Origin of the sequence: Pantoea alfalfae, assembly GCF_019880205.1 — a bacterium.
In the GTDB taxonomy this organism is placed as follows: domain Bacteria; phylum Pseudomonadota; class Gammaproteobacteria; order Enterobacterales; family Enterobacteriaceae; genus Pantoea; species Pantoea alfalfae.
The window spans coordinates 1,132,906-1,156,843 of sequence record NZ_CP082292.1 but is presented as its reverse complement, the minus strand read 5'-3'; the positions used below and the strand labels follow the sequence as shown (position 1 = coordinate 1,156,843).

Genomic DNA, 23,938 nt, shown 5'->3' with positions numbered 1-23,938 from the left:
CCTGGCAGAACAGGTATGCTCATAGGGTTCCCAATAATTCATACAGTTAAGGGCAGGCTATGAGTAAGATCTATGAAGACAACTCTTTGACAATTGGTCATACGCCGCTGGTTCGACTGAACCGCATCGGTAACGGCCGCATTCTTGCGAAAGTTGAATCCCGTAACCCGAGCTTCAGCATCAAATGTCGTATCGGTGCCAATATGATTTGGGACGCAGAGAAACGCGGTATTCTGAAACCCGGCATTGAGCTGGTTGAACCGACCAGCGGTAACACCGGTATCGCCCTGGCCTACGTTGCCGCTGCGCGCGGTTATAAACTCACGCTGACCATGCCCGAAACCATGTCGGTTGAACGTCGTAAACTGCTGAAAGCGCTGGGCGCGAAGCTGGTTCTGACCGAAGGTGCTAAAGGCATGAAAGGTGCCATCGGCAAAGCGGAAGAGATTGTCGCCAGCGACCCGGACAAATATGTGCTGCTGCAGCAGTTCAGCAACCCGGCTAACCCGGAAATCCATGAAAAGACCACCGGCCCGGAAATCTGGGAAGATACCGATGGCGAAGTGGATGTCTTTATTGCGGGTGTCGGCACAGGCGGAACGCTGACCGGCGTGAGTCGCTACATCAAAAACACCAAAGGCAAAAAAGATCTGATTACTGTCGCGGTTGAGCCGACCGATTCGCCAGTGATTGCGCAGGCGCTGGCGGGTGAAGAGATCAAACCCGGCCCGCATAAAATTCAGGGTATTGGTGCCGGCTTTATTCCGGGCAATCTGGAACTGAACCTGGTTGACCGCGTGGTGGCCATTACCAATGAAGAAGCGATCAGCACGGCGCGCAGGCTGATGGAAGAAGAAGGTATCCTGGCCGGTATCTCATCCGGTGCTGCTGTCGCCGCCGCGCTGAAGCTGCAGGAAGACGAAACCTTCGCCAACAAAAACATCGTGGTGATTCTGCCCTCCTCTGGCGAACGCTATCTGAGTACCGCGCTGTTCGCCGATCTCTTCACTGAAAAAGAGCTGCAGTAGCCGGAGCCGATAGTCTGAAAATGTCGAAAAAAGCACCCATCTGGGTGCTTTTTTGTGGTGCAGATCTCACTTTCATCACCCGGCAGATTGATTTCAGTGATGCCGATCTGGTATTCAGACTGCCAATTATTTCGATGCCTGAAATTAATCCGCGCTTGAAGTGGATCAAGCTGAATCGATTTACGGATTCAGTGAAACGGCGAATCACGGCATAATTAACCGGTGACGTGTAGAATCGGTTTTGAGACGCAACGGATTGTAGATTTGACGCATGCGCGTCTTTGGTCAGCATGAAGCTATACCCGCGCACCTACACAGGCTAAAGTGAAGGCTCCAGGCTAGACTTTAGATCCATAACACTCATCCTGATAACGTTGGGGAAATAGAATGTTCCAGCAAGAAGTTACCATTACTGCACCAAACGGTCTGCATACTCGCCCAGCTGCGCAATTCGTTAAAGAAGCCAAAGCTTTCCAGTCAGAAATCACCGTGACCTCTAACGGCAAATCAGCGAGCGCGAAAAGCCTGTTCAAACTGCAGACGCTGGGTTTAACCCAGGGAACGGTTGTGACTCTTTCCGCGGAAGGTGAAGACGAACAGAAAGCAGTTGAGCATCTGGTCAAACTGATGGCTGAACTGGAGTAATCTCCGCTCAGCTCGCCAGCCAATCGACTCCTCTGCGCCATTGAGTGCAAACATCTTGATCGCGGACAACCTGTCCGCGTTATTGCTTTCGTAGAGTACGTGTCCCGCGACAATGGCACCGCAAAGAGTCCCATCAGCCATCGTGATTAAAAGGTAGCGTTATGATTTCAGGCATTTTAGCATCACCAGGTATCGCTTTCGGCAAAGCACTGCTGCTGAAAGAAGACGAGATCGTCATCAACCGCAAGAAAATTTCTGATGATCAGGTTGAGCAGGAAGTTCAGCGCTTCCTCGATGGCCGCAGCAAAGCGGCATTACAACTGGAAGCGATTCGCGTCAAAGCGGGTGAAACCCTCGGTGAAGAGAAAGCAGCCATCTTCGAAGGCCACATCATGTTGCTGGAAGATGAAGAGCTGGAGCAGGAAATCATCGACCTGATCAAAAAAGATCACGCGACTGCTGACGCTGCTGCTTACTCGGTCATTGATGGCCAGGCGAAAGCACTGGAAGAATTAGATGACGAATATCTGAAAGAGCGTGCGGCTGACGTGCGTGACATCGGTAAGCGTCTGCTGCAAAACATCCTCGGTCTGCACATCGTCGACCTGAGCGCTATTCCGGACGAATCTATTCTGGTGGCCAAAGATTTAACGCCGTCAGAAACCGCACAGCTGAACCTGAAAAAGGTGCTGGGCTTTATCACTGATCTGGGCGGCCGTACCTCACATACCTCAATCATGGCGCGCTCGCTGGAAATCCCGGCCATTGTCGGCACCGGCAATGTAACCGTCACGGTTAAAAACGGCGATTTCCTGATCCTGGATGGCGTTAACAATGCGATTCACGTCAATCCTTCCGAAGCGATTCAGGAAGAACTGAAAGCCGTACAGAATCAGTATCTGTCCGAAAAACATGAATTAGCCAAGCTGAAAGATCTGCCAGCCGTGACGCTGGATGGCCATCAGGTTGAAGTCTGTGCCAACATCGGTACTGTGCGCGATATCGCCGGTGCGGAGCGTAACGGCGCGGAAGGCGTAGGTCTCTACCGCACCGAATTCCTGTTCATGGATCGCGACTCTCTCCCAAGTGAAGAAGAGCAGTTCCAGGCGTATAAAGCCGTTGCTGAAGCGATGGGCTCACAGGCGGTTATCGTGCGCACCATGGATATCGGCGGTGACAAAGATCTGCCTTACATGAACCTGCCAAAAGAAGAGAACCCGTTCCTCGGCTGGCGTGCTATCCGTATCGCGATGGACCGCAAAGAGATTCTGCATGCACAGCTGCGTGCCATCCTGCGCGCCTCCTCCTTCGGTAAACTGCGCATCATGTTCCCGATGATCATTTCGGTTGAAGAAGTACGCAGCCTGAAAGCGGAACTGGAACTGCTGAAAGCGCAGTTGCGTGATGAAGGTAAAGCCTTTGATGAAAGCATTGAAGTCGGCATCATGGTAGAGACCCCGGCTTCAGCCGTCATTGCCCATCATCTGGCGAAAGAAGTCGACTTCTTCAGTATTGGGACAAACGATCTGACGCAGTATACTCTGGCGGTCGATCGTGGTAATGATTTGATCTCGCACCTGTACAACCCAATGACGCCGTCTGTGCTTAACTTAATCAAGCAAGTCATTGATGCATCTCACGCTGAAGGTAAATGGACCGGCATGTGTGGTGAGCTGGCAGGTGATGAACGTGCTACACTACTGTTACTGGGAATGGGGCTGGACGAGTTCAGCATGAGTGCCATTTCTATCCCTGGCATCAAAAAAATCATTCGTAATACTAATTTTGAAGATGCGAAGGCATTGGCAGAGCAGGCACTGGCTCAACCGACAGCGGAAGACTTAATGAACCTGGTTAACAAGTTCATTAAGGAAAAAACGCTCTGCTAACCTGCATGATGCTGGCCCCAAATTACTGCTTAGGAGAAGATCATGGGTTTGTTTTCTAAACTTTTTGGCGAAAAAACGGATAGCGCTGGGACAATCGACATCGTAGCGCCTCTGTCGGGCGAAATCGTGAACATTGAAGACGTACCAGATGTGGTGTTTGCAGAAAAAATCGTGGGCGACGGTATTGCGATCAAACCCAGCGGCAACAAAATGGTTGCGCCTGTTGATGGCACTATCGGCAAGATTTTTGAAACCAATCACGCTTTTTCGATCGAATCAGACAACGGCATTGAGCTGTTCGTCCATTTTGGTATCGATACGGTTGAACTGAAAGGTGAAGGCTTCAAACGCATCGCTGAAGAAGGCCAGAAGGTCAAAAAAGGCGACGTGGTTATTGAGTTCGATCTGCCGTTGCTGGAAGAGAAAGCAAAATCAACCCTGACACCGGTTGTCATCTCCAACATGGATGAAATCAAGGAATTGATTAAGCTGTCTGGTCAGGTCACCGTCGGCGAAACGCCGGTGATTCGCATCAAAAAGTAAGCATTCGTATATAACATAACGGCACCTGCGGGTGCCGTTATCGTTTCTGCGGTACAGGTTTTCAGGGCTGCCAGTGCGGCAGACGCAGCGTCAGTTCAAGTCCGCCCTCTGGCCGGTTCCGCGCCTCAACTTCACCATGATGCGCCAGCACCACTTTACGCACAATAGCCAGTCCCAGACCATAACCTTTACCCATCAGCGGCGAATTTACCCGCACAAACGGGTCAAAAATGCTGGAGAGTTTCTCCTCATCGACACCTGGCCCCTGATCGCGTACCTGAATCGCCAGCCACTGCTGTTCAGCGCGTAAGTCGACCTCAATCCGCTGCCCTGGCAAAGAGAAGCGCAGCGCGTTGCGTAAGACGTTCTCGATCCCGCGCCGTATCAGCTCCGCATTGCCCCGCACGGTGTAGTCGCCCCGCTCGTCAACCTTTAACTCCACCTGTACACCAGGGATCTGTGCTTCATAGCGGACATCGGTGATGACCGCCTCCAGCAAACCGGTCAGGTCAAAATATTGCTCATCCGGGATGCTTTCATGTTCAGCTCGCGACAGCGTCAGCAGTTCACCGATCATTTTGTCCAGCCGCCGCGCCTCTTCATCAATGCGATCAAGCGAACTGTTTACGCTTTCTGGCGTCTGTCTGGCGAGTCCGGTCGCCAGTTGCAGCCGCGCCAGTGGTGAACGAAGCTCATGTGAGATATCGTGCAGCAGCTCTTCACGGGCGCGCACCAGGGTATCAAGCCGCTCAACCATGGCATCAAACGCTTCAGCGACATTTGAAATCTCGTCGTGCCGCTTTCGCATAATCGGGAACAGACGCACGCTTAAATCACCCTCGGCGACGCGGGAAAATCCCTCCCTCAACTGACGCATGGGCCGCGTCAGATTCCAGGCCAGCAGCAGACTGAACAGCAACCCCACCGACCCGGCGAAGACAAACATCGGCTCGGGGATATTCAGAAATTTCCGCGGCATCATGTTCTGTTTGCTGTTCATGCGCATGCCATCCAGGTCGTAGCGCAGCTGATATTCTTTTCCATCCGCGCAGTGTACCCGGCGCACCACCTCTTCAGGAAGACGGCCCCTGAAATCCAGGTTGCCGCTGTCCTGTGATTGTAGCGGTTTAGTCTGCTGCGTGACGTGAAAGAACTGACGATCAGTTTCATCCCAGTCCGACAGCATCGCATTCAGCTCATCAGGCCCGCCCCGCTCCAGTACCGATGCAGCAGAGGTCATCTGCAGATCCACAATGCGACGGATAGCCATAATTTCAGGCGGTTCATGCCGTTTACCGGAGAGCGAAAAACCGAGCCAGATAAGCTGGCTCATGATGATAAAAACAAGCCAGAAGCCGATAAAGATCTTCCAGAACATGCGTCCGCGGTAACTCTGTTTCATCGAATACGGTAACCGATGCTGCGAACAGTTTCGATATTGATGCTGTCAGCGGTCAGTGCGCTGAGTTTCTGACGGATGTTGCTGATGTGCACATCAACGCTGCGGTCATAGGCTTCACGCGGACGGCCCAGCCCCTTTTCAGAGAGCTCATCTTTTGACACGACCCTGTCCGGCGCGCGCAGCAGCAAATCCAGCAGATTAAATTCTGATGCTGTCAGATCAAATGTTTTACCCTGCCATTCACTCATGCGGGTGGCAGGATTAAGCGTCAGGCCTCCCCAGCGCAGCGGCTCTTTGGCATCCGGCTGCGGTACCTGCTCCTCGAAACGGCGCAATACCGCGCGCAGGCGGGCGACCAGTTCACGGGGATAACAGGGTTTAGGCATATAGTCATCCGCCCCCATCTCAAGGCCGATCACGCGATCAATATTATCGCCTTTGGCAGTCAGCATGATCACCGGTATCCGGCTGTTCTGGCGCACCTGACGCAACACATCGATGCCACTCATGTCGGGCAGCATAATATCCAGAATCATGGCAGTGAAATCGCCAGAGCGCGCGCCCTGAATTCCGGCGCTGCCGGTCAGCACCAGCTGGGCATCGAACCCTTCAGCGATCAGGTACTGGCTTAGCATCGTGCCCAATTCGACATCATCATCAACAAGCAAAATTTTCATGGTTATCTCTCACTGGAATTGGCGCTATTTTGTCCTGTGCCGGGCATTCGCGCAGCCTGATTTACGCGATCCTTACAGATTCAGTCTATCCGGCACGGGAAATCCTGGCTAAAAAAAAGCCTGTGGGCAGCAAACGCGCGCACAGGCTTGATTTCCGCATCAGCAGAGGTTACTGATGATAGAGTCCGGTCGAGAGATAACGATCGCCGCGATCGCAGGCGATCGCTACCACGACGCTGCCCGGGTTCGCCTGCGCAATACGCAGTGCACCCGCCACCGCACCGCCTGAGCTGACACCGCAGAAAATGCCTTCACGGCGCGCCAGCGCCCGCATGGTCTCTTCCGCTTCTTTCTGCGTCATATCCATCACATCATCCACTAAGTCGGGCCGGTAGATCCCCGGAAGATAGGCCAGCGGCCAGCGACGAATGCCCGGAATACTGCTGCCTTCACTCGGCTGTAAACCGATCACCTGCACGCCCGTGTTGTGCTCTTTCAGGTAACGTCCCACGCCGGTGATCGTGCCGGTGGTACCCATGCTGGAGATAAAATGGGTCATGCGCTGGTTCGACTGCTGCCACAACTCCGGCCCGGTAGTCTGATAGTGACCCAGCGGGTTATCGGGATTATTAAACTGATCCAGCACCCGGCCTTCACCACGCGCCGCCATCGCCAGTGCCAGATCGCGTGCACCCTCCATGCCCTGCTGTCGCGGCACCAGAATCAGCTCTGCGCCATAAGCACGCATCGCATCCTGTCGCTCCTGACTCATGTTGTCCGGCATCAGCAGGCGAAGTCGGTAGCCTTTCATCGCCGCGATCATCGCCAGCGCAATGCCGGTATTCCCACTGGTTGCTTCAATCAGCTGATCGCCGGGTGAAAGTTCACCGCGCAGCTCCGCCTGATTAATCATCGACCAGGCCGCGCGATCTTTTACCGAGCCCGCCGGATTATTGCCTTCCAGCTTGAGCCAGACCTCACTACCGTTAGCTGGCGTCAGGCGCTGCAGCTTAATCAGCGGGGTATTGCCGATGGTGTGTTCAAGAGTCGTCACGGTGCGGTTCCTGGCATCTTACAAACGAGAGGCGAAAAAAAGGCGGGAGTCACACTCCCGCCCGCTGTGGATGAGAAAATATCAGGCGCTCTGTGCAAAGGCAACTGCACGCAGCGGCGTATCGCCTTTATAGAGGCGCGCCTGCTGCAACCCGACGAACAGGCGCTCGCCGCGAATCGGGGCTGTCTGCTCACCTTCAAACACCACTGAAACCGGCTCGCTCTGCCAGCCGACAGGCTGAACCACCAGCTGCCAGAAGTGACCACGCGGGCTGACTTCAAGCACCTGCACCGGCAGCGGCGTTTCCAGGCTGCTGCGACGTGATACATCGATTTCCCACGGACGCAGGAATAGCTCAACCGCGCCCTGATGAGCTGAGGTATAACCCAGCGGCCAGTGATGCGCGCCGACGTGGAACTGCGATCCCTGAATTTCGCCATCAAAGCGATTCACTTCACCCAGGAACTCCAGCACAAAGCGGGTCGCCGGATCGCGCCATACATCATCTGGCGTGCCAACCTGTTCAATATTTCCCTGACTCATCACCACGACGCGATCCGCGACCTCCATCGCCTCTTCCTGATCGTGGGTCACGAACACGCTGGTGAATTTAATCTCTTCATGCAGTTGACGCAGCCAGCGGCGCAGCTCTTTACGCACCTGAGCATCCAGCGCGCCAAAAGGTTCATCCAGCAGCAGAATCTGCGGTTCAACCGCTAATGCACGCGCCAGCGCCACACGCTGCTTCTGACCGCCCGACAGCTGTGCAGGAAAGCGGTTTGCCAGATGGGCCAGCTGCACCATCTCCAGCAGACGGGTTACACGCTGCTTGATCTCCGCCGCTGAAGGACGTTCGCGACGCGGCAGCACGGTCAGGCCAAAGGCGATGTTGTCGAACACCGTCATGTGACGGAACAGCGCATAGTGCTGGAAGACGAAACCAACCTGACGATCGCGCGCATGCAGGCGGCTGACGTCGTTGCCATGAAAACGGATCTGACCGCTGTTCTGATGCTCCAGCCCGGCAATAATGCGCAGCAGCGTGGTTTTACCCGAGCCTGATGGGCCAAGCAGCGCCACCATTTCACCTGAGGCAATATCCAGAGAGATATCGTTCAGCACCGAGGTGCGACCAAAGGACTTGTTGATCTTGTTAATCTCAATGCTCATGATTTCCCTCCTGTTGCAGGCGTTTGTGCTGTTGCTCTAAACGCCACTGCACAATGCTTTTCAGAAACAGCGTCACAATTGCCATCAGGGTTAACAGGGCGGCCGCGGTGAACGCGCCAACGGTGTTGTAGTCCTGATGCAACAATTCAACCTGAAGCGGTAATGTGTAGGTTTCACCGCGAATCGATCCCGATACCACCGAAACCGCACCAAATTCACCAATCGCACGGGCGTTGGTCAGGACGATGCCATACAGCAGCGCCCAGCGAATGTTCGGCAGCGTCACACGACGGAACATCTGCCAGCCTGACGCGCCTAACAGCACCGCCGCTTCATCTTCATGACTGCCCTGACTCAGCATCACCGGGACCAGTTCGCGCACCACAAACGGACAGGTCACAAACACCGTCGCCAGCACCATACCAGGCCAGGCAAACATAATCTGGATGTTATGCGCATCCAGCCAGCCGCCTGCCGGGCCATTCACGCCCCAGAACAGCAGATACATCAGACCGGCTACGACGGGCGACACGGCAAAAGGAATATCAAACAGGGTCAGCAGCAACTGCCGGCCCGGAAAGGTAAAGCGCGTCACCAGCCAGGCGAGCAGCGTGCCGAACACAAGGTTAACCGGTACGGTGATCAGCGCCACCATCACGGTCAGCCAGATGGCGTGCAGCATGTCCGGATCCGCCAGATTGCTGAGAGCGACAATGAGCCCCTGATTCAGCGCTTCCCAGAAGATGGAGGCCATCGGCACCACCAGCAGCAGAATCGAGATCAGCGTGCCGATACTAATCAGCAGCCACTTGCCCCAGTTTACAGGCTGACGCGCAGCATGATTAATTTGTGAAACCTCAGCCATTAGTGACCTCCCAGACGACGGCCAAAGCGGCTCTGCAATGTATTAATCGCGAATAGCAGAATCAGCGATGCCGCCAGGATCACCGAGGCGATAGCGCTGGCTGCCGGATAGTCGAACTCCTGCAGCCGGACAAAAATCATCAGCGAGGTGACTTCCGTTTTCCAGGCGATGTTACCGGCAATAAAGATCACCGCACCAAACTCACCCAGGCTGCGGGTAAAGGAGAGCGCCGTACCGGCCAGCAGCGCCGGTGCCACTTCCGGCAGCACGACGCGGCGGAAGCTCTGCCACGGCGTGGCACCCAGCGTTTCGGCGGCTTCTTCATACTCCGGACCTAACTCTTCCAGCACCGGCTGCACGGTACGCACCACAAACGGAATGCTGGTAAAGGCCATGGCAATGGCGATACCAATCCAGGTGTAAGAAATTTTGATGTCGAACTGAGCGAACCACTGTCCGTACCAGCCGTTAACCGAAAAGAGTCCGGCCAGGGTCAGGCCCGCCACCGCCGTAGGCAATGCAAACGGCAGATCCATCAGGCCATCCAGCAGTGTCCGGCCTGGAAAACGATAGCGGGTCAGGATCCATGCCATCAGCATGCCGAACACCGCGTTAAACAGGGAGGCGACACCGGCAGAGAGCAGCGTCACTTTATAGGCGGCCACCAGCTGAGGGTTGGTCACGACATCCCAGTACTGTTGCAGCGTCATCTGCGACAGCTGCATAATCACCGCGCTGATCGGCAGCAGCAGGATCAGACAGGTAAAGAGCAGGCTGGTGCCGAGGCTGAGACCAAAGCCGGGCAACACGCGTTTCTGGCTGGCAGCAAACATTATCCACGCCCCGCCGATAACAATTTATCCAGCTCACCGCCGCTGACGAAATGCGTCTGCATCACCTTATCCCAGCCGCCAAAGGCATCTTCGACCCGGAACAGGCTGGTCTGCGGGAAGCGATCTTTCTGCTCCGCCATCAGCTGTGGGTTATTCACACGATAATAGTAGTGAGTAATAATATTCTGCGCTTCTGGCGTGTAGAGATAGTTCAGGTAGGCGCTGGCCGCATCAGCGGTTTTATTTGTCGCGACGTTCTTATCCACCCATGCCACCGGAAACTCCGCCAGAATGTTGGTTTTCGGCACCACCACTTCGTATTCATCTTTACCATACTGGTTGCGGATGTTATTCACTTCGGACTCAAAGCTAATCAGTACGTCGCCCAGGCCGCGCTCAGCAAAGGTGGTGGTCGCGCCGCGACCGCCGGTATCAAATACTTCCACGTTTTTCAGGAACTGCGTCATAAAGGCACGGGTTTTAGCCTGATCGCCGCCGTCCGCTTTGTCTGTTGCGCCCCAGGCGGCCAGGTAGGTATAGCGGCCATTACCCGAGGTTTTCGGGTTCGGGAAAATCAGCTTCACATCGCTGCGGGTCAAATCTGACCAGTCGTGAATCTGCTTTGGGTTCCCTTTGCGCACCAGAAACGCCATGGTGGAATAGAAAGGCGAGCTGTTGTTCGGCAGGCGGCCTTTCCAGTCTGCCGCAATGAGATTGCCTTTATCGTGCAGCACCTGCACATCTGTTACCTGGTTGTACGTGACCACATCTGCGCGCAGGCCCTGCAGGATAGCCAGCGCCTGCTTCGATGAACCGGCGTGCGACATCTTAATGGTCAGTGGATCCGCGGGGTGACTGGCATCCCACTGTTTAACAAACGGAGCATTCAGGGCAACAAACAGCTCCCGCGACACATCGTATGAGCTATTAAGAAGTTCAGTGGCATTGGCTGCGCCGGCCAGGCTCAGCGACAACGCGATACCGCTCACGATTTTTCTCATCGCTTGTAATGTCATTTGGCACCCTGAAAAAGTTTGATGCGGATCTCACCCGCTGAGGCATCAGTTTATTTATAACTCAGTGAAAACCAGTAACGGTTTTATATATCGTTTGATGATTTCAAAGTCGAAAAAAGCATAAGACGACGGCAGAGTTTATGCAGAAATCAGCAAAAGCCGATAGAGGAGCGGAACCGCGGGCAGCCCGTGCGGGCAGGAGTTTTAAGAGGCGTCAGCGGCTGCCTGAGGGGCAGCACGCTGAAGAAAAGGATTAACGCTGCCAGACAATCTTGCTGATTTTCCAGCTTTTCAGCGTATCGTCAGAGGGCATTAAGCCCTCCGGACCGTGCCAGTCACCCTGATAGATATAGGTCAGATGCTGACTGCCTGGCGCACGGCACGCCACGTCACGCGCATCGGTGCCGCTGGCTAAGGTGCAGTTGTCGAAGGCTTTGCTGAACTTATTACTGAAGGCGTCTCCCACTTTACTGCCGTCACTGCTGGCAATCGCACTGTCCATCACCTCAATACGTTCGACCTGCGACTGCCCGTAAATCACCAGCTTAACGTTGCCATCATCCAGCGCCTGCCAGAAAGAGACCACCTGACCGTTCTGACTGCGCATGCCCTGACGCAGGCTATAGTCACCGTTCAGTCCGGCATTAATCGCGTCCTCTTTCATGGCGGTCGAGGCAGTTACCCCGCCCACCCCCTGTTCAGTCGCGGTCAGCGAGGAACCGAACCAGTTCCACGGCAGCGCCGAAGACCAGTGATAAGTCAGCGGATTCCACCAGCTTGCCTGCTGGCTGCTGTCAGCGCCGGAACCCGAACTGGCACAGCCGCTTAGTACAACGGCGGCGATCAGTAGCGTGGAACGAACAGCTTTCATGAGAACTCCTGTAAATGCGATGCCGGAAAGGCGGAACTGATTGGAGTCGCAAAGCGACAAAAAGTTTAGTGAAGATGATGTTCGGGCAGAAAGCAGTCGCGACAGCGGCGGCTGGATTGCAGCCAGATCAGCGCCAGCAGGTCAAACAACGTCAGCAGCAATGGCAGCGGTGAGGTGAGCAGATCGCCCTGCACAAACTGCCAGCCCTGCCAGAGCAGATTCACCAGCAGCGACAGCGCCAGCACGCTGCGCCAGTGCTGCCAGAGTCGCGGCAGGCGGGTGCGATATCCGGTCAGCAGCAGGCCCGCCAGTGCCGGTAAACCCAGCGCAAGACCGATCCAGAACGTCTGACGATCCGGATAGAAGAGTGCCAGCAGGTCGTTGCCCTGCTGCCGTGACGCCCCGGCCATCACCAGCAGCAGCCAGGTCCGCGCCTGGAGTAACAGGATCAGCCAAAAAAGAAACGGCAGCCGCAGCTGCCCTCTGGCGTCATACTCGTCCGGCAGATAGCCCGGTGACGGCTTAGTATTCACGGTCTTCGATCAGACGTTTACCAAACAGTAGCGCGTCGACCGGCTCATAATCGAGCTTCTCATAGAACGCCACCACCTGATCGTTTTCTTCGCGGATCATCAGATGCAGTTTCGGACAGCCGCGCGCGATAAGCTTCTTCTCCAGACGATTCATCAGGGCATTCGCAAAGCCGCGCCCCTGATAGTCTGGATGCACCGCGAGATAGTAAGCCGCGCCGCGATGACCATCGTAACCGCCCATCAGCGTGCCAACGACCACGCCGCCCACTTCAGCGACCAGAAAGAGATCGGGGTCGTGATTCATTTTGCGTTCGATATCCAGCTCCGGATCGTTCCATGGCCGTAACAAATCGCAACGTTCCCATAAGGTGATCACTTCTTCAAAATCTTCCTGGCGGAAGGCGCGGATTTCCATCTTAATTACCTGCAGATAAGCACAATTTGCTGATTATCACGCATTCTCTGCTGCACGCAACCCTCGATGGCCGGCGGAAAATAAAAAAGCGCGAATTTTCTGTTCGCGACCTGCAATACAAAGTAATGCCCTGAAATGGTTCTGTGATCGCAGGCAACATAGCCTTAGGCTATAACACCGGCAAGATTCCTGTTACCGGACCCGTACATGCAGCTGCTTAAACGTTTGATTCATCGTCGTCAGTTACTTCTTTCCGGGCTGGCTCTGGCCATTTTATCGCCGCGTGCGATTCAGGCTAAAGAGCAGTCGGGCATTACCGGGGCAAATCGTCATGCACGCCCTGCCCCGCCCGCGAAAAACGGTAAACGTATTGTAATGATCGATCCCGGCCACGGTGGCATCGACTCGGGTGCCGTTGGCGAAGAGGGTTCTGAAGAGAAACACATCGTGCTGGAGATTGCCGGTAACGTGCAGCGCCAGCTGCAGAGCCATCCGCGCATTGAAGTGCGACTGACGCGCGACAGTGATCACTTTATTCCGCTTTATCAGCGGGTGGAAATCGCCCACCAGCACGGTGCCGATCTTTTTATGTCGATTCATGCCGACGGTTTTACCAGCCCCGATGCCAGTGGCGCCTCGGTATTTGCGCTCTCTAACCGTGGTGCCAGCAGCTCGATGGCACGTTATCTCTCACAGCGGGAGAACGATGCGGACAAACTGGGCGGCGTAAAAGCTCAGCAGCAGGATCACTATCTGCAGCAGATTCTGTTCGACCTGGTACAGACCGACACCATCAAGAACAGCCTGACACTGGGCAAGCACGTGCTGGATCAGATCCGCCCGGTGCACCATCTGCACAGCCAGCACACCGAGCAGGCGGCCTTCGCGGTGCTCAAGTCACCGTCGATTCCCTCAGTGCTGGTCGAAACCTCTTTTATTACCAATCCACGTGAAGAGCAGTTGCTCGGCACCATCGCATTTCGCCAGAAAATTGCTTCGGCTATTGCCAGCGGCATCGTCAACTACTTCGATGAGTTTGACCGCCGCAATGCCTGATTCATCTGGCCGGTTTGCGTCGTGCAACGCGCCGCGCCCATACAAGCGGCGCGCTTTTGCGTATAATCGCGTCAGACTTTGATAAACGATAAGCGAAAAGATGGCTGATATTTCCCGCGTAAAAGCGTTCCTGCTCGCATTGCAGGATGAGATTTGTAACCAGCTGGCGGCTGAAGATGGCGGCGCACAGTTTGCTGAAGATAGCTGGCAGCGCCCTGGCGGCGGCGGTGGTCAGAGCCGCGTCCTGCGCAACGGCGCGGTGTTTGAGCAGGCGGGCGTCAACTTTTCGCATGTGCATGGCGATCAGATGCCGGCATCAGCGACCGCGCACCGGCCTGAGCTGGCCGGTCGCAGCTTTGAAGCGATGGGCGTGTCGCTGGTGATCCACCCGAATAATCCCTATGTGCCGACCAGCCACGCCAACGTGCGCTTTTTTATCGCAGAGAAACCGGGGGCCGATCCGGTCTGGTGGTTTGGCGGCGGCTTTGACCTGACGCCGTTTTATGGCTTTGAAGAAGATGCGCTGCACTGGCATCAGACAGCCGCTAATCTCTGTCAGCCCTTTGGCGAGGATGTCTATCCGCGCTATAAAAAGTGGTGTGATGATTACTTCTATCTGAAGCATCGTGATGAGCAGCGCGGCATTGGCGGCCTCTTTTTTGACGATCTCAACACGCCCGACTTTGAGCAGAGCTTCAGCTTTATGCAGGCAGTAGGCCGCGGCTTTATGGATGCCTATCGGCCCATTGTGGCGCGCCGTAAAGATCACCCGTGGGGCGATCGTGAGCGCCAGTTCCAGCTCTACCGCCGTGGTCGCTATGTGGAGTTCAACCTAGTGTGGGACCGTGGCACGCTGTTTGGTTTGCAGACCGGCGGCCGTACGGAATCGATTCTGATGTCGATGCCACCGCTGGTGCGCTGGGAATATGATTATCAGCCCGATGCCGACTCTCCTGAAGCTGCGCTCTATCGCGATTTCCTGCCGGTAAAAAACTGGCTGAACCTCCCGATCTGATCGCTTCTCCCGCTGCAGCGCGGCCCGCAACCCGCGCTGCGCTTACCTTTCTCCCGACAGACCCGTTCCGTTTCACAGGGCACAGATTGCTACAGTGTTACCTGCGTCATTTGTCCTGACTGCTATGCTTAAGGATGGAATATGGCGCACCCCACGGTAAAAACCGCATGACGGCTCCTTCTCACCGCCTCGCAGCGCAACAATCAGAGAAACCGCATTTTCATCAGAAAGTCTCTGTTGCAATGTTATGGGTTCGCGTTACCGGTAGCAGAACATGCCACAGACCGGCTGCGAGGCCTGAGGTGCACCCTGTTCGCTTTCATTTTTCTTTTCAAGGAGTTTAGAGATGAACCAGCTAGAAGCCCTAAAACAGTTCACCACCGTGGTGGCGGACAGTGGTGATATCGAATCGATTCGTAATTACCACCCGGAAGACGCCACCACCAACCCTTCACTTATTCTGAAAGCGTCCGGTCTGGAAGGGTATAAGCACCTGATGGATGACGCGATTGAGTACGCGAAAAAACAGGGCGGCAGCAAAGAGACGCAGATTATCAATGCAAGCGACAAAGTGGCGATCAACCTCGGTATGGAAATCCTGAAAAGCATACCGGGCCGTGTTTCGACCGAAGTGGATGCGCGCCTCTCCTTCGATCGTGGCATGTGTGTCACCAAAGCAGAAAAACTGATTCGGATGTATGAAGAGCATGGCATCGATCGCTCACGCGTACTGATTAAGCTGGCCTCGACCTGGGAAGGCATCCGTGCAGCGGAAGAGCTGGAGAAAAACGGCATCCACTGTAATCTGACGCTGCTGTTCTCCTTTGCGCAGGCGCGTGCCTGTGCCGAAGCGGGCGTGTTCCTGATCTCTCCGTTCGTTGGCCGTATCTACGACTGGTATAACTCACGCAAGCCACTGGAACCCTACGTGGCGGATGAAGATCCAGGCGTAAAATCTGTGCGTCGTATCTATGACTACTACAAAAAGCACCGTTACAGCACCATCATCATGGGCGCCAGCTTCCGTAAAGTGGAGCAGATTATCGCGCTGGCCGGCTGCGATCGCCTGACGCTGTCGCCGAACCTGCTGGAAGAGCTGCAGAACAGCGATGCGCCGCTGGAACGAAAACTGGAACCTTCTACCGAAGGCTTCCATCAGCCGTCACCGCTCTCCGAGGCGGAGTTCCGCTGGGAACATAACCAGGATCCAATGGCAGTCGAAAAACTCTCTGACGGCATCCGCCAGTTCGCGGTTGACCAGCAGAAGCTGGAAGATGTGCTCGCCGCACGCCTGTAGTCTTTATTTTAATCGGGCGGGACGTTCCCGCCCTGATGCATAACAAGGGAGAACTTTATGTCCTCACGCAGAGAGTTGGCAAACGCGATTCGTGCACTGAGCATGGATGCGGTTCAGAAGGCAAATTCAGGCCACCCCGGTGCGCCGATGGGTATGGCCGATATCGCCGAAGTGTTGTGGCGCGACTTCCTCCAGCATAATCCGACCAATCCCGCCTGGCTTGATCGTGACCGCTTTATCCTCTCCAACGGCCACGGCTCCATGCTGCTTTATAGCCTGCTGCACCTGAGCGGTTATGACCTGCCGATTGAAGAACTGAAAAATTTCCGTCAGCTGCACTCTAAGACCCCAGGCCACCCGGAGATCGGTTATACGCCTGGCGTTGAAACCACCACCGGCCCACTGGGTCAGGGTCTGGCTAATGCCGTAGGCCTGGCGATTGCTGAGCGCACGCTGGCTGCACAGTTTAACCGTCCGGACCATGAAATCGTTGACCACCATACCTATGTGTTTATGGGCGATGGCTGTCTGATGGAAGGGATCTCGCACGAAGTCTGTTCTCTGGCGGGCACCCTGGGTCTGGGCAAACTGATCGGCTTCTATGACCACAACGGCATCTCGATTGATGGCGAAACCGAAGGCTGGTTTACCGACGATACGCATAAACGCTTTGAGTCATATAACTGGCATGTGATCGGCGACATCGACGGCCATGACGCTGATGCTATCCGCGAGGCGATCAAAGAAGCGCAGAGCGTCACCGATAAGCCTTCACTGATTATCTGCCGCACCATTATCGGTTTCGGTTCACCGAACAAAGCCGGTAAAGAGGAATCGCACGGCGCAGCGCTGGGCGAGGCCGAAGTGGCGCTGACCCGTAAACAGCTTGGCTGGAACTATCCGGCATTTGAAATCCCGGCTGAAATCTACCAGCAGTGGGATGCCAAAGCAGCGGGTGCTGAACGCGAAAAAGCCTGGGATGCGAAGTTTGCGGCTTATAAAGAGGCCCATCCCGAGCTGGCGAAAGAGTATGAGCGCCGTATGAATGGCGAAATGCCTGCCACATGGGAAACCGAAGCGACCCGCTTCATCCAGGATCTGCAGGCTAATCCGCAGAAAATCGCCAGCCGTAAAGCATCTCAGAACTCACTGGAAGCCTACGGCAAAATGCTGCCGGAATTCCTTGGCGGTTCCGCTGACCTGGCGCCGAGTAACCTCACCATCTGGTCAGGCTCTAAATCGATCAAAGAGGATCTTGCGGGTAACTACATTCACTACGGCGTGCGTGAATTTGGTATGACGGCAATTGGCAACGGTATCGCGCATCATGGTGGTTTCGTGCCTTACACCGCAACCTTCCTGATGTTTGTCGAATATGCGCGTAACGCCGCGCGTATGGCTGCACTGATGAAGGCACGCCAGATTCTGGTCTACACCCATGACTCCATCGGTCTGGGTGAAGATGGCCCGACGCACCAGCCGGTAGAGCAGATCGCCAGCCTGCGTCTGACGCCAAACATGAGCGTATGGCGTCCGTGCGATCAGGTCGAAACGGCTGTAGCGTGGAAAGCCGCCGTCGAACGTCATCACGGCCCGACAGCGCTAATCCTTTCGCGTCAGAATCTGCTGCAGCCGGAACGTACCCCGGAGCAGATCGAAAACATCAAACGCGGCGGCTACGTGCTGAAGGATTGCGACGGTACACCAGACGTGATTCTTATCGCGACCGGTTCAGAGATTGAGATCACCCTGGGTGCAGCGGATAAGCTCACGTCAGGCGGTCACAAGGTGCGGGTGGTTTCACTGCCTTCAACTGACCTGTTTGATGCGCAGGATGCTGCTTACCGCGAATCCGTACTGCCGAGCGGCGTGAAAGCGCGTGTGGCGGTAGAAGCGGGTATTGCGGACTACTGGTTCAAGTATGTCGGTCTGGACGGTGCGATTGTCGGTATGACCACCTTTGGTGAATCCGCCCCGGCCAGTCAGCTGTTCCCGGAGTTTGGCTTCACGGTTGAGAATATCGTCAGCCACGCTGAAGCATTACTCAAGCCAGTTTAATGCTTATGCCCTTCCCGGCTCACCGGGAAGGGCCATTTCCACATATAGCCTGATACATAAAAAAAACTCCATTCCCCCCTTCCCGCCCTGCGCAAACTCATTACTATAGAGCCGTCATACTTAATGCTGCCTGTGCGCTGGCTGTCCGTCTTTCCCTGCTGTTGTTTTGCCGGGATAACGCGGTTCGGACCTGATGCATCCCGATGAGTGAAGGCAGATTTCCTCCGATTTTATAGCGAAGCCACTTCCGTTGAACATGCGCACACCCTATTTACTGGCCCTGATGGTTTCACTGCTTCCATTAAAAAGCATGGCGCAGGTCGCGCCCGATCCGCTGCTGGCCTCTCAGATTGTTGATCGCTATGCGGAACATATCTTTTACGGCAGCGGTGCAACCGGCATGGCACTGGTGGCAATTGATGGCAATCAGCGGGTGTTCGCCAGCTTTGGTGAAACCCGTCCCGGCAACAATGTCCGTCCGCAGAAAGATTCGCTGATTCGCATCGCCTCGCTGAGTAAGCTGATGACCAGTGAAGTAATGGTAAAAATGGCTGAGCGCGGACAGATTCGCCTTGACGATCCCCTGAGTAAATATGCGCCCCCGGGTGCACGGGTGCCCACTTACAATGGCCAGCCGATTCGCCTGATTAATCTCTCAACCCACACCAGTGGACTGCCGCGCGAGCAGCCAGGCGGCAAAGCGCAGCGTCCGGTGTTTGTCTGGCCAACGAAGAGCGAACGCTGGGCATGGCTGGCGCGCGCGAACCTCAAAGCCGCACCAGGCAGCAGTGCCGCCTATTCCAACCTGGGCTACGATCTGCTGGGCGATGCGCTGTCACGTGCCAGTGGAACACCCTATCCGGCGTTGTTTCAGCAGCTGATTACCCGTCCGCTCGGCATGAAGGACACCACGTTTACGCCATCGCCTGAGCAGTGCGGACGCCTGATGGTGGCCGAAAAAGGGGCCAGTCCGTGTAATAACACGCTGGCCGCGATTGGCAGCGGCGGGGTTTACTCAACACCGGATGATATGGGCCGCTGGATGCAGCAGTTCCTGAACTCGTCGGTTAACCATCGCACGCCGCAGATCGATCGCCTGCAGACGCTGATCTATCGCCGCGACCAGCTCACTAAAGTCGAAGGCATGGATGTGCCGGGTAAAGCGGATGCGCTGGGCATGGGCTGGGTCTACATGGGACCGAAAAGTGGTCGTCCCGGTATCATTCAGAAAACCGGCGGCGGCGGCGGATTCATCACCTATATGGCGATGGTGCCGCAGCATAACGTGGGGGTTTTTGTGGTGGTGACGCGTTCGCCGCTGACCCGCTTTACGCCGATGAGCGACGGTGTGAATAATATGCTGGCCGAACTGGTCGGCAACCAGCTTGGCTCACCGATGATGGTGCAGGTCATTCGTTAACGCTGCTGTACGCCACCGTCAGACTGGCTGACCCACAGGGTTGGCCAGTCATCACTGCTATGCCAGGCATCACAGGTCGACTCTTCCGCATATTCCGCTAATACAAAATGTGTGCCATCAAATTGCCAGCGTGTCGCCCTGCCGCAGTCGCCTAATCCACGGCCCTTACCAAACGTGTAGAGCTGACCGCTGGCCGCGTCATATTCGGCGTTAATCAGCTCAAGCTGACGATCGCTGGCGCCTGGCGGGGTGAACGGCAGAGTCAGGGTGATCCCACGCGCCACATAGGGCGGACTGCGTGTCACTTCAAACGCCAGATCGATCACGTTATATGCACCCATTTCACAACTCACCAGCAGCAGCGCGCGCTGGTCGGTAAGTGGCGCCACGCTGACTTCACGGCGCAGCGGATCGAGTGAGCAGGCGTCGGTATTAACCCGCCAGGTGCCGTAGTCAATTAATCCGCTGGTCTCATCGCGCGTCAGTGCAGCGGGTGACCTGACCGCAGGCGGCAGCGGCGGCAGTGCAGGCGGTGGCGGGACATCCCAGATGGCCCTGTCGCCACGTTTAATCCACGCGCTCATACTGTTGACCCGTCCCTGAGTGTCATCCATCAGCAACAGCGCGGCCTTCATGCCGCGCAGGGAGATCAGCGCATTGGGATCAAAAGTGAGCTGCAGGTTTTTGGCCTCCATCACCAGATCAAAAAATTCATCAATGGCGATAGCATTGCTGGTGGCGAGATGATGCGGCTCTACCGTCCAGTGTTTGAGGTCGGGTTTAAGCCGGCGCTGATCGAGCAGCAGGTTATCCTGTAGCGGGCCACCCGGCAGCGCACCACTGTAGGCGCTGCCATAGTCTATTCGGAGCAAGGGGCGATCGTTGACGCCCGCATGCCGCGAAATCGTCATCACCAGCCCTTTGTCCCCCGGAATATTCCGCGCCACGCAAAAGGCTTCATTGTTACAGGTAATTTGCCAGTCGTTGAATGACTTTTGCAACGGTTCCGCCTGAACAGAGGCAACCCACAGAGACGGCAACAGCCAAAACGATTTCATCCAATACGACATTAAGAAGATCGATCCCCGAATACCCAGAGTGGAGAGAATAGCGCATCAACGGGCCTGCCAGGGTTTACAATCTGTGAACCTGTGCAAAAAGCGCAGTTAACTGCTTAAAAAGCGCACATAAAGTGGATTAACTCTCACCACTCTCCCTCAATGCCGGCACGCGGCAACAGGCTTACTGGCACGGTTTTATGGCGTCAGCCAGCCCGCAATCTGTGCATGCTGAAGCAGCATGATGGTTTTGCCGTCACGAATGCGACCCTCAGCGACCATTGCCAGCGCATCCGGAAAGCTTAATTCCAGCACGTCGATCGACTCATCTTCAACGCCGCCCCCCGCATTGTCGCGCAGCGATTCATTATAAACCGCTGCAAAAAAGTGGATTAATTCAGTGACGCCGCCCGGCGACATATAGCAGGCATAGAGTTTTTCCACCTCGCCCACCGCATAACCGGTCTCTTCAATCGCCTCTTTGCGAATGCAATCTTCCGGAGAGTCGTCGTCCAGCAAGCCCGCACAGGCTTCGATTAACATGCCGTCGTCGTTACCGTTGACGTAAGTCGCAATACGGAACTGGCGTGTCAGGACCACGCTGTTCTTTTCACGGTTGTAGAGCAGTATAGTCGCCCCATTTCCGCGGTCGTAGACTTCGCGTTTATGGCGGATAACCTCGCCACGACGATCGGTAATCTCATAGGTGTAGTTACGCAGCACAAACCAGTTTTCAGACAGGAGCTTATCTTTGATGATAGTGATCTTAAACGACATGAGGACTCCACTACCGCATAAAGGGAGCTTTTCATCATAGAGGGGGGCTTACGGGAAAACTATCCTAATTCTTGTCGTAACGTGTCGATTTGCGGGCAAAAAAAAGCCAGCCCGGAGGCTGGCCTGATTGCTGCAAAACTTATCAGCGTGACGTGTCGTCAGCCAGGCGGGTCGGCTGAGGCTCTTCTTCGTGATGATCCTGTTCGGTCTCAGCTATGGCGTGAACGCGCTTACGCACGCCAAACCATCCCAGCACCAGTAATACCGCAATCAGCGGAATGGAGGCGATGGTGTACGTCCCGTTCGGGTAGTCAAACGCCATCAGCACCAGCACACTGAACAGGAACAGCAGCGTCAGCCACGAGGTAAACGGCGCGCCTGGCAGCTTGAAGCTGACATCATCCGCCTTGCCCTCTTTGATCGCTTTGCGCAGACGCAACTGGCAAACCACGATAAAGGCCCAGGAGGAGATAATGCCCAGCGAGGCAACGTTCAGGACGATCTCAAACACCTGAGAAGGCACATAGTAGTTAAGCACCACACCAATCACATAGACGGCGACGGTCACCAGAATACCGGCATAAGGAACCTGCTGACTGTTCATCTTTGACATGAATTTCGGCGCAGAGCCACCCATCGACATGGAGCGCAGAATACGCCCGGTCGAGTAGAGGCCGGAGTTCAGGCTGGAAAGCGCCGCACTCAGCACTACGATATTCATGATGCTGCCAACGTAAGGCACGCCCAGCTTCGAGAAGAAGGTCACGAACGGACTCTGACCCGCCTGATAAGCGTTCCATGGCAGCAGCAGCACCAGCAGCACCACAGAGCCGACATAGAACAGGCCAATACGCCAGATCACGCTGTTGATTGCTTTCGGCAGCATGGTTTTCGGGTCTTTACATTCGCCGGCCGCCGTACCCACCAGTTCGATAGAGGCAAAGGCGAACACTACGCCCTGAATCAGCACCAGTGCAGGCAGTAAACCGTGCGGGAACAGGCCACCGTTATCGGTGATCAGATGGAAGCCGGTGCTGTTGCCATCCAGCGGTTTGCCGGTGCCAAGGAATACCACGCCCACCACCAGGAAGATGACAATCGCCAGCACTTTTACCAGCGCGAACCAGAACTCCATCTCGGCAAACCACTTAACGCCAATCATGTTCATGGTGCCGACAATCGCCAGCGCGCCCAGGGCGAAGACCCACTGTGGCACATCACCAAACGCGCCCCAGTAGTGCATGTAGAGCGCGACGGCGGTGATATCAACGATGCCGGTCATCGCCCAGTTGACGAAGTACATCCAGCCCGCCACATAAGAGGCTTTCTCGCCCAGGAATTCACGGGCATAGGAGACGAAGCTGCCGCTGCTGGGACGGTGTAATACCAGTTCGCCCAGCGCACGCAGAATAAAGAAGGAGAAGATGCCACACACCAGATAGATGATGGCTAAAGCGGGGCCAGCAGCCTGCAAACGGCCACCTGCGCCCAGGAACAAACCGGTACCGATGGCACCGCCGATCGCAATCATCTGTACGTGACGGTTACCCATCGCCTTCTGGTAGCCGGCGTCATGAGAGTTGAGCCAGCGTCGTTTCGCAGCGCGCATCTCGCCTGGGGTTTTGTTTTTAGATTTCATAGCATTCCTGTTTGTCCTGACTATCAGTCGTCGCATCCCCGTTTCGGGCGTAATGCCCTGTGAAATGGGGTATTTTCCTCTATGCGTTTGCCTGTGAGTGAGTGCCAGGCAGCGCGGGAATTTACGGCGATGAATCCTACCCGTTCTGCAAGAACGAAGCAAAATATACCGGGCAGATGCACAGGCTGATTTGTAAGAATCCATCCTGATGCACAAAAACAAAAAAACCGGCCATTTTCAGGCCGGTAAAAGCTACAGGGATGGAAACAGGAGGGTTGGGTTAGCGATAAATCTCTGCGGTGCCGCTCCACAGGCTGGAGTCGCCTGGGTTATCGACGCCGATAACGCGGTAATGGCTGGCGCCCATCTCTTCCGCTTTTTGCGACAACTGGCGATTCGCATCGTCCAGTGAGCCGCGAACGCCGGAGACTGACACGCTGCCGATGCTCTGCATGTTCTGAGCCTGTGACCGGTCGACCGGCGCAGCAGCAAAAGCGGTAAAGGAAGCGGTAGCCAATAATGCGCCCGCCAGTACAGCATTCAGCTTTTTCATTGGATGCTCCTTAATCTGTGATCGGGTTGAGCTGATGACTGGATGAATTATTAGCGTTGCAATGAAAAGCAACATCGGGACGATGTAAACCTGTTCCTTTTTTAACCACAAATCGGTAGCCCAT

General features: G+C 55.4%; 23 protein-coding genes. 9 read left to right on the top strand and 14 right to left on the bottom strand.

Annotation, left to right across the window (positions count from 1 at the left end):
• Window positions 1-59 precede the first annotated feature (59 nt).
• From cysK to crr, 4 genes are all read left to right on the top strand, one after another.
• Window positions 60-1,028: a cysteine synthase A gene (gene cysK / locus K6R05_RS05515; RefSeq protein ID WP_033733457.1), complete on the top strand. Its 969-nt coding sequence runs from the start codon at window positions 60-62 to the stop codon at window positions 1,026-1,028.
• 387 nt (window positions 1,029-1,415) lie between these two features.
• Window positions 1,416-1,673 (top strand): phosphocarrier protein Hpr, encoded by a 258-nt coding sequence (ptsH, locus tag K6R05_RS05510; protein ID WP_003848868.1) that lies wholly within the window; start codon window positions 1,416-1,418, stop codon window positions 1,671-1,673.
• Window positions 1,674-1,834: 161 nt separating this feature from the next.
• Window positions 1,835-3,562 carry a phosphoenolpyruvate-protein phosphotransferase PtsI gene (ptsI, locus tag K6R05_RS05505; protein WP_161735111.1) on the top strand — a complete coding sequence of 576 codons (1,728 nt, stop codon included), beginning with the start codon at window positions 1,835-1,837 and terminating at the stop codon, window positions 3,560-3,562.
• Window positions 3,563-3,604: 42 nt separating this feature from the next.
• Window positions 3,605-4,105 carry a PTS glucose transporter subunit IIA gene (gene crr, locus K6R05_RS05500; RefSeq protein WP_069728735.1) on the top strand — a complete coding sequence of 167 codons (501 nt, stop codon included), beginning with the start codon at window positions 3,605-3,607 and terminating at the stop codon, window positions 4,103-4,105.
• A 61-nt stretch (window positions 4,106-4,166) separates the two neighbouring features.
• Here the strand turns inward: crr and K6R05_RS05495 are convergent, their stop codons facing one another.
• The 10 genes from K6R05_RS05495 to K6R05_RS05450 all read right to left on the bottom strand — a co-directional run bounded on the left by K6R05_RS05495 (window position 4,167) and on the right by K6R05_RS05450 (window position 12,941).
• Window positions 4,167-5,507: an ATP-binding protein gene (locus K6R05_RS05495; RefSeq protein ID WP_222925154.1), complete on the bottom strand. Its 1,341-nt coding sequence runs from the start codon at window positions 5,505-5,507 to the stop codon at window positions 4,167-4,169.
• The gene (locus K6R05_RS05490) at window positions 5,504-6,184 is read right to left on the bottom strand and encodes a response regulator transcription factor (RefSeq protein WP_222925153.1); all 681 of its coding nucleotides are present in this window, start codon (window positions 6,182-6,184) and stop codon (window positions 5,504-5,506) included. Before K6R05_RS05490 ends, K6R05_RS05495 begins: the two co-directional genes overlap by 4 nt.
• Window positions 6,185-6,353: 169 nt before the next feature.
• The gene (gene cysM / locus K6R05_RS05485) at window positions 6,354-7,238 is read right to left on the bottom strand and encodes a cysteine synthase CysM (RefSeq protein ID WP_161735120.1); all 885 of its coding nucleotides are present in this window, start codon (window positions 7,236-7,238) and stop codon (window positions 6,354-6,356) included.
• An 81-nt stretch (window positions 7,239-7,319) separates the two neighbouring features.
• Complete coding sequence (gene cysA / locus K6R05_RS05480; protein WP_161735123.1) at window positions 7,320-8,408, bottom strand: sulfate/thiosulfate ABC transporter ATP-binding protein CysA; 1,089 nt, start codon at window positions 8,406-8,408, stop codon at window positions 7,320-7,322.
• Window positions 8,398-9,273, bottom strand: a complete 876-nt coding sequence (gene cysW, locus K6R05_RS05475; protein WP_161735126.1) for a sulfate/thiosulfate ABC transporter permease CysW — start codon at window positions 9,271-9,273, stop codon at window positions 8,398-8,400. The genes cysA and cysW overlap by 11 nt, the downstream gene beginning before the upstream one ends.
• Window positions 9,273-10,106 (bottom strand): sulfate/thiosulfate ABC transporter permease CysT, encoded by an 834-nt coding sequence (cysT, locus tag K6R05_RS05470; protein WP_161735129.1) that lies wholly within the window; start codon window positions 10,104-10,106, stop codon window positions 9,273-9,275. Before cysT ends, cysW begins: the two co-directional genes overlap by 1 nt.
• Window positions 10,106-11,122, bottom strand: a complete 1,017-nt coding sequence (locus tag K6R05_RS05465; protein ID WP_161735132.1) for a sulfate ABC transporter substrate-binding protein — start codon at window positions 11,120-11,122, stop codon at window positions 10,106-10,108. Before K6R05_RS05465 ends, cysT begins: the two co-directional genes overlap by 1 nt.
• A gap of 253 nt (window positions 11,123-11,375) precedes the next feature.
• Window positions 11,376-11,993, bottom strand: coding sequence for an RpoE-regulated lipoprotein (locus K6R05_RS05460; protein ID WP_222925152.1), 618 nt, complete (start codon window positions 11,991-11,993; stop codon window positions 11,376-11,378).
• 65 nt (window positions 11,994-12,058) lie between these two features.
• A complete protein-coding gene (locus tag K6R05_RS05455; RefSeq protein ID WP_161735137.1) occupies window positions 12,059-12,526 on the bottom strand; it encodes a DUF2919 family protein in 468 nt (155 codons plus the stop codon).
• Entirely contained in the window at window positions 12,516-12,941 is a 426-nt protein-coding gene (locus K6R05_RS05450) for a GNAT family acetyltransferase (RefSeq protein WP_003848834.1), read from the bottom strand. Before K6R05_RS05450 ends, K6R05_RS05455 begins: the two co-directional genes overlap by 11 nt.
• Before the next feature lie 207 nt (window positions 12,942-13,148).
• On the opposite strand from K6R05_RS05450, the gene amiA reads away from it, so the two are divergent.
• The 5 genes from amiA (at window position 13,149) to ampH (ending at window position 19,787) form a co-directional block, all read left to right on the top strand.
• On the top strand, window positions 13,149-13,997 hold the full coding sequence (gene amiA / locus K6R05_RS05445; RefSeq protein WP_222925151.1) for an N-acetylmuramoyl-L-alanine amidase AmiA: 849 nt from the start codon (window positions 13,149-13,151) through the stop codon (window positions 13,995-13,997).
• A gap of 100 nt (window positions 13,998-14,097) precedes the next feature.
• Window positions 14,098-15,012 carry an oxygen-dependent coproporphyrinogen oxidase gene (gene hemF, locus K6R05_RS05440; RefSeq protein ID WP_161735143.1) on the top strand — a complete coding sequence of 305 codons (915 nt, stop codon included), beginning with the start codon at window positions 14,098-14,100 and terminating at the stop codon, window positions 15,010-15,012.
• Between the two features lie 346 nt (window positions 15,013-15,358).
• Window positions 15,359-16,309: a transaldolase gene (tal, locus tag K6R05_RS05435; RefSeq protein WP_013358671.1), complete on the top strand. Its 951-nt coding sequence runs from the start codon at window positions 15,359-15,361 to the stop codon at window positions 16,307-16,309.
• Window positions 16,310-16,366: 57 nt separating this feature from the next.
• The gene (tkt, locus tag K6R05_RS05430) at window positions 16,367-18,367 is read left to right on the top strand and encodes a transketolase (RefSeq protein WP_222925150.1); all 2,001 of its coding nucleotides are present in this window, start codon (window positions 16,367-16,369) and stop codon (window positions 18,365-18,367) included.
• 256 nt (window positions 18,368-18,623) lie between these two features.
• The gene (ampH, locus tag K6R05_RS05425) at window positions 18,624-19,787 is read left to right on the top strand and encodes a D-alanyl-D-alanine-carboxypeptidase/endopeptidase AmpH (RefSeq protein WP_202605073.1); all 1,164 of its coding nucleotides are present in this window, start codon (window positions 18,624-18,626) and stop codon (window positions 19,785-19,787) included.
• Here ampH and K6R05_RS05420 read toward each other — a convergent pair.
• The 4 genes from K6R05_RS05420 to K6R05_RS05405 form a co-directional block, all read right to left on the bottom strand.
• Window positions 19,784-20,857, bottom strand: coding sequence for a DUF1176 domain-containing protein (locus K6R05_RS05420; protein WP_222925149.1), 1,074 nt, complete (start codon window positions 20,855-20,857; stop codon window positions 19,784-19,786). The genes ampH and K6R05_RS05420 overlap by 4 nt on opposite strands.
• 186 nt (window positions 20,858-21,043) lie before the next feature.
• Complete coding sequence (gene nudK, locus K6R05_RS05415; protein WP_161736423.1) at window positions 21,044-21,622, bottom strand: GDP-mannose pyrophosphatase NudK; 579 nt, start codon at window positions 21,620-21,622, stop codon at window positions 21,044-21,046.
• Window positions 21,623-21,764: 142 nt separating this feature from the next.
• Window positions 21,765-23,261 carry an L-asparagine permease gene (gene ansP, locus K6R05_RS05410; RefSeq protein ID WP_161736422.1) on the bottom strand — a complete coding sequence of 499 codons (1,497 nt, stop codon included), beginning with the start codon at window positions 23,259-23,261 and terminating at the stop codon, window positions 21,765-21,767.
• Between the two features lie 280 nt (window positions 23,262-23,541).
• Window positions 23,542-23,814, bottom strand: a complete 273-nt coding sequence (locus tag K6R05_RS05405; protein WP_161736421.1) for a YdgH/BhsA/McbA family protein — start codon at window positions 23,812-23,814, stop codon at window positions 23,542-23,544.
• Between the last annotated feature and the right edge of the window lie 124 nt (window positions 23,815-23,938).

Bases quoted from the DNA above. Each gene is read 5' to 3' on its own strand.
- K6R05_RS05490 (WP_222925153.1), bottom strand. From the start codon at position 6,184: ATGAAAATTTTGCTTGTTGATGATGATGTCGAATTGGGCACGATGCTA.
- ansP (WP_161736422.1), bottom strand. From the start codon at position 23,261: ATGAAATCTAAAAACAAAACCCCAGGCGAGATGCGCGCTGCGAAACGA.
- tkt (WP_222925150.1), top strand. From the start codon at position 16,367: ATGTCCTCACGCAGAGAGTTGGCAAACGCGATTCGTGCACTGAGCATG.
- tal (WP_013358671.1), top strand. From the start codon at position 15,359: ATGAACCAGCTAGAAGCCCTAAAACAGTTCACCACCGTGGTGGCGGAC.
- cysW (WP_161735126.1), bottom strand. From the start codon at position 9,273: ATGGCTGAGGTTTCACAAATTAATCATGCTGCGCGTCAGCCTGTAAAC.
- hemF (WP_161735143.1), top strand. From the start codon at position 14,098: ATGGCTGATATTTCCCGCGTAAAAGCGTTCCTGCTCGCATTGCAGGAT.
- ptsH (WP_003848868.1), top strand. From the start codon at position 1,416: ATGTTCCAGCAAGAAGTTACCATTACTGCACCAAACGGTCTGCATACT.
- cysK (WP_033733457.1), top strand. From the start codon at position 60: ATGAGTAAGATCTATGAAGACAACTCTTTGACAATTGGTCATACGCCG.
- crr (WP_069728735.1), top strand. From the start codon at position 3,605: ATGGGTTTGTTTTCTAAACTTTTTGGCGAAAAAACGGATAGCGCTGGG.
- amiA (WP_222925151.1), top strand. From the start codon at position 13,149: ATGCAGCTGCTTAAACGTTTGATTCATCGTCGTCAGTTACTTCTTTCC.
- K6R05_RS05495 (WP_222925154.1), bottom strand. From the start codon at position 5,507: ATGAAACAGAGTTACCGCGGACGCATGTTCTGGAAGATCTTTATCGGC.
- nudK (WP_161736423.1), bottom strand. From the start codon at position 21,622: ATGTCGTTTAAGATCACTATCATCAAAGATAAGCTCCTGTCTGAAAAC.
- K6R05_RS05465 (WP_161735132.1), bottom strand. From the start codon at position 11,122: ATGACATTACAAGCGATGAGAAAAATCGTGAGCGGTATCGCGTTGTCG.
- K6R05_RS05405 (WP_161736421.1), bottom strand. From the start codon at position 23,814: ATGAAAAAGCTGAATGCTGTACTGGCGGGCGCATTATTGGCTACCGCT.
- ptsI (WP_161735111.1), top strand. From the start codon at position 1,835: ATGATTTCAGGCATTTTAGCATCACCAGGTATCGCTTTCGGCAAAGCA.
- K6R05_RS05420 (WP_222925149.1), bottom strand. From the start codon at position 20,857: ATGTCGTATTGGATGAAATCGTTTTGGCTGTTGCCGTCTCTGTGGGTT.
- K6R05_RS05450 (WP_003848834.1), bottom strand. From the start codon at position 12,941: ATGGAAATCCGCGCCTTCCGCCAGGAAGATTTTGAAGAAGTGATCACC.
- cysT (WP_161735129.1), bottom strand. From the start codon at position 10,106: ATGTTTGCTGCCAGCCAGAAACGCGTGTTGCCCGGCTTTGGTCTCAGC.
- K6R05_RS05460 (WP_222925152.1), bottom strand. From the start codon at position 11,993: ATGAAAGCTGTTCGTTCCACGCTACTGATCGCCGCCGTTGTACTAAGC.
- cysA (WP_161735123.1), bottom strand. From the start codon at position 8,408: ATGAGCATTGAGATTAACAAGATCAACAAGTCCTTTGGTCGCACCTCG.
- ampH (WP_202605073.1), top strand. From the start codon at position 18,624: ATGCGCACACCCTATTTACTGGCCCTGATGGTTTCACTGCTTCCATTA.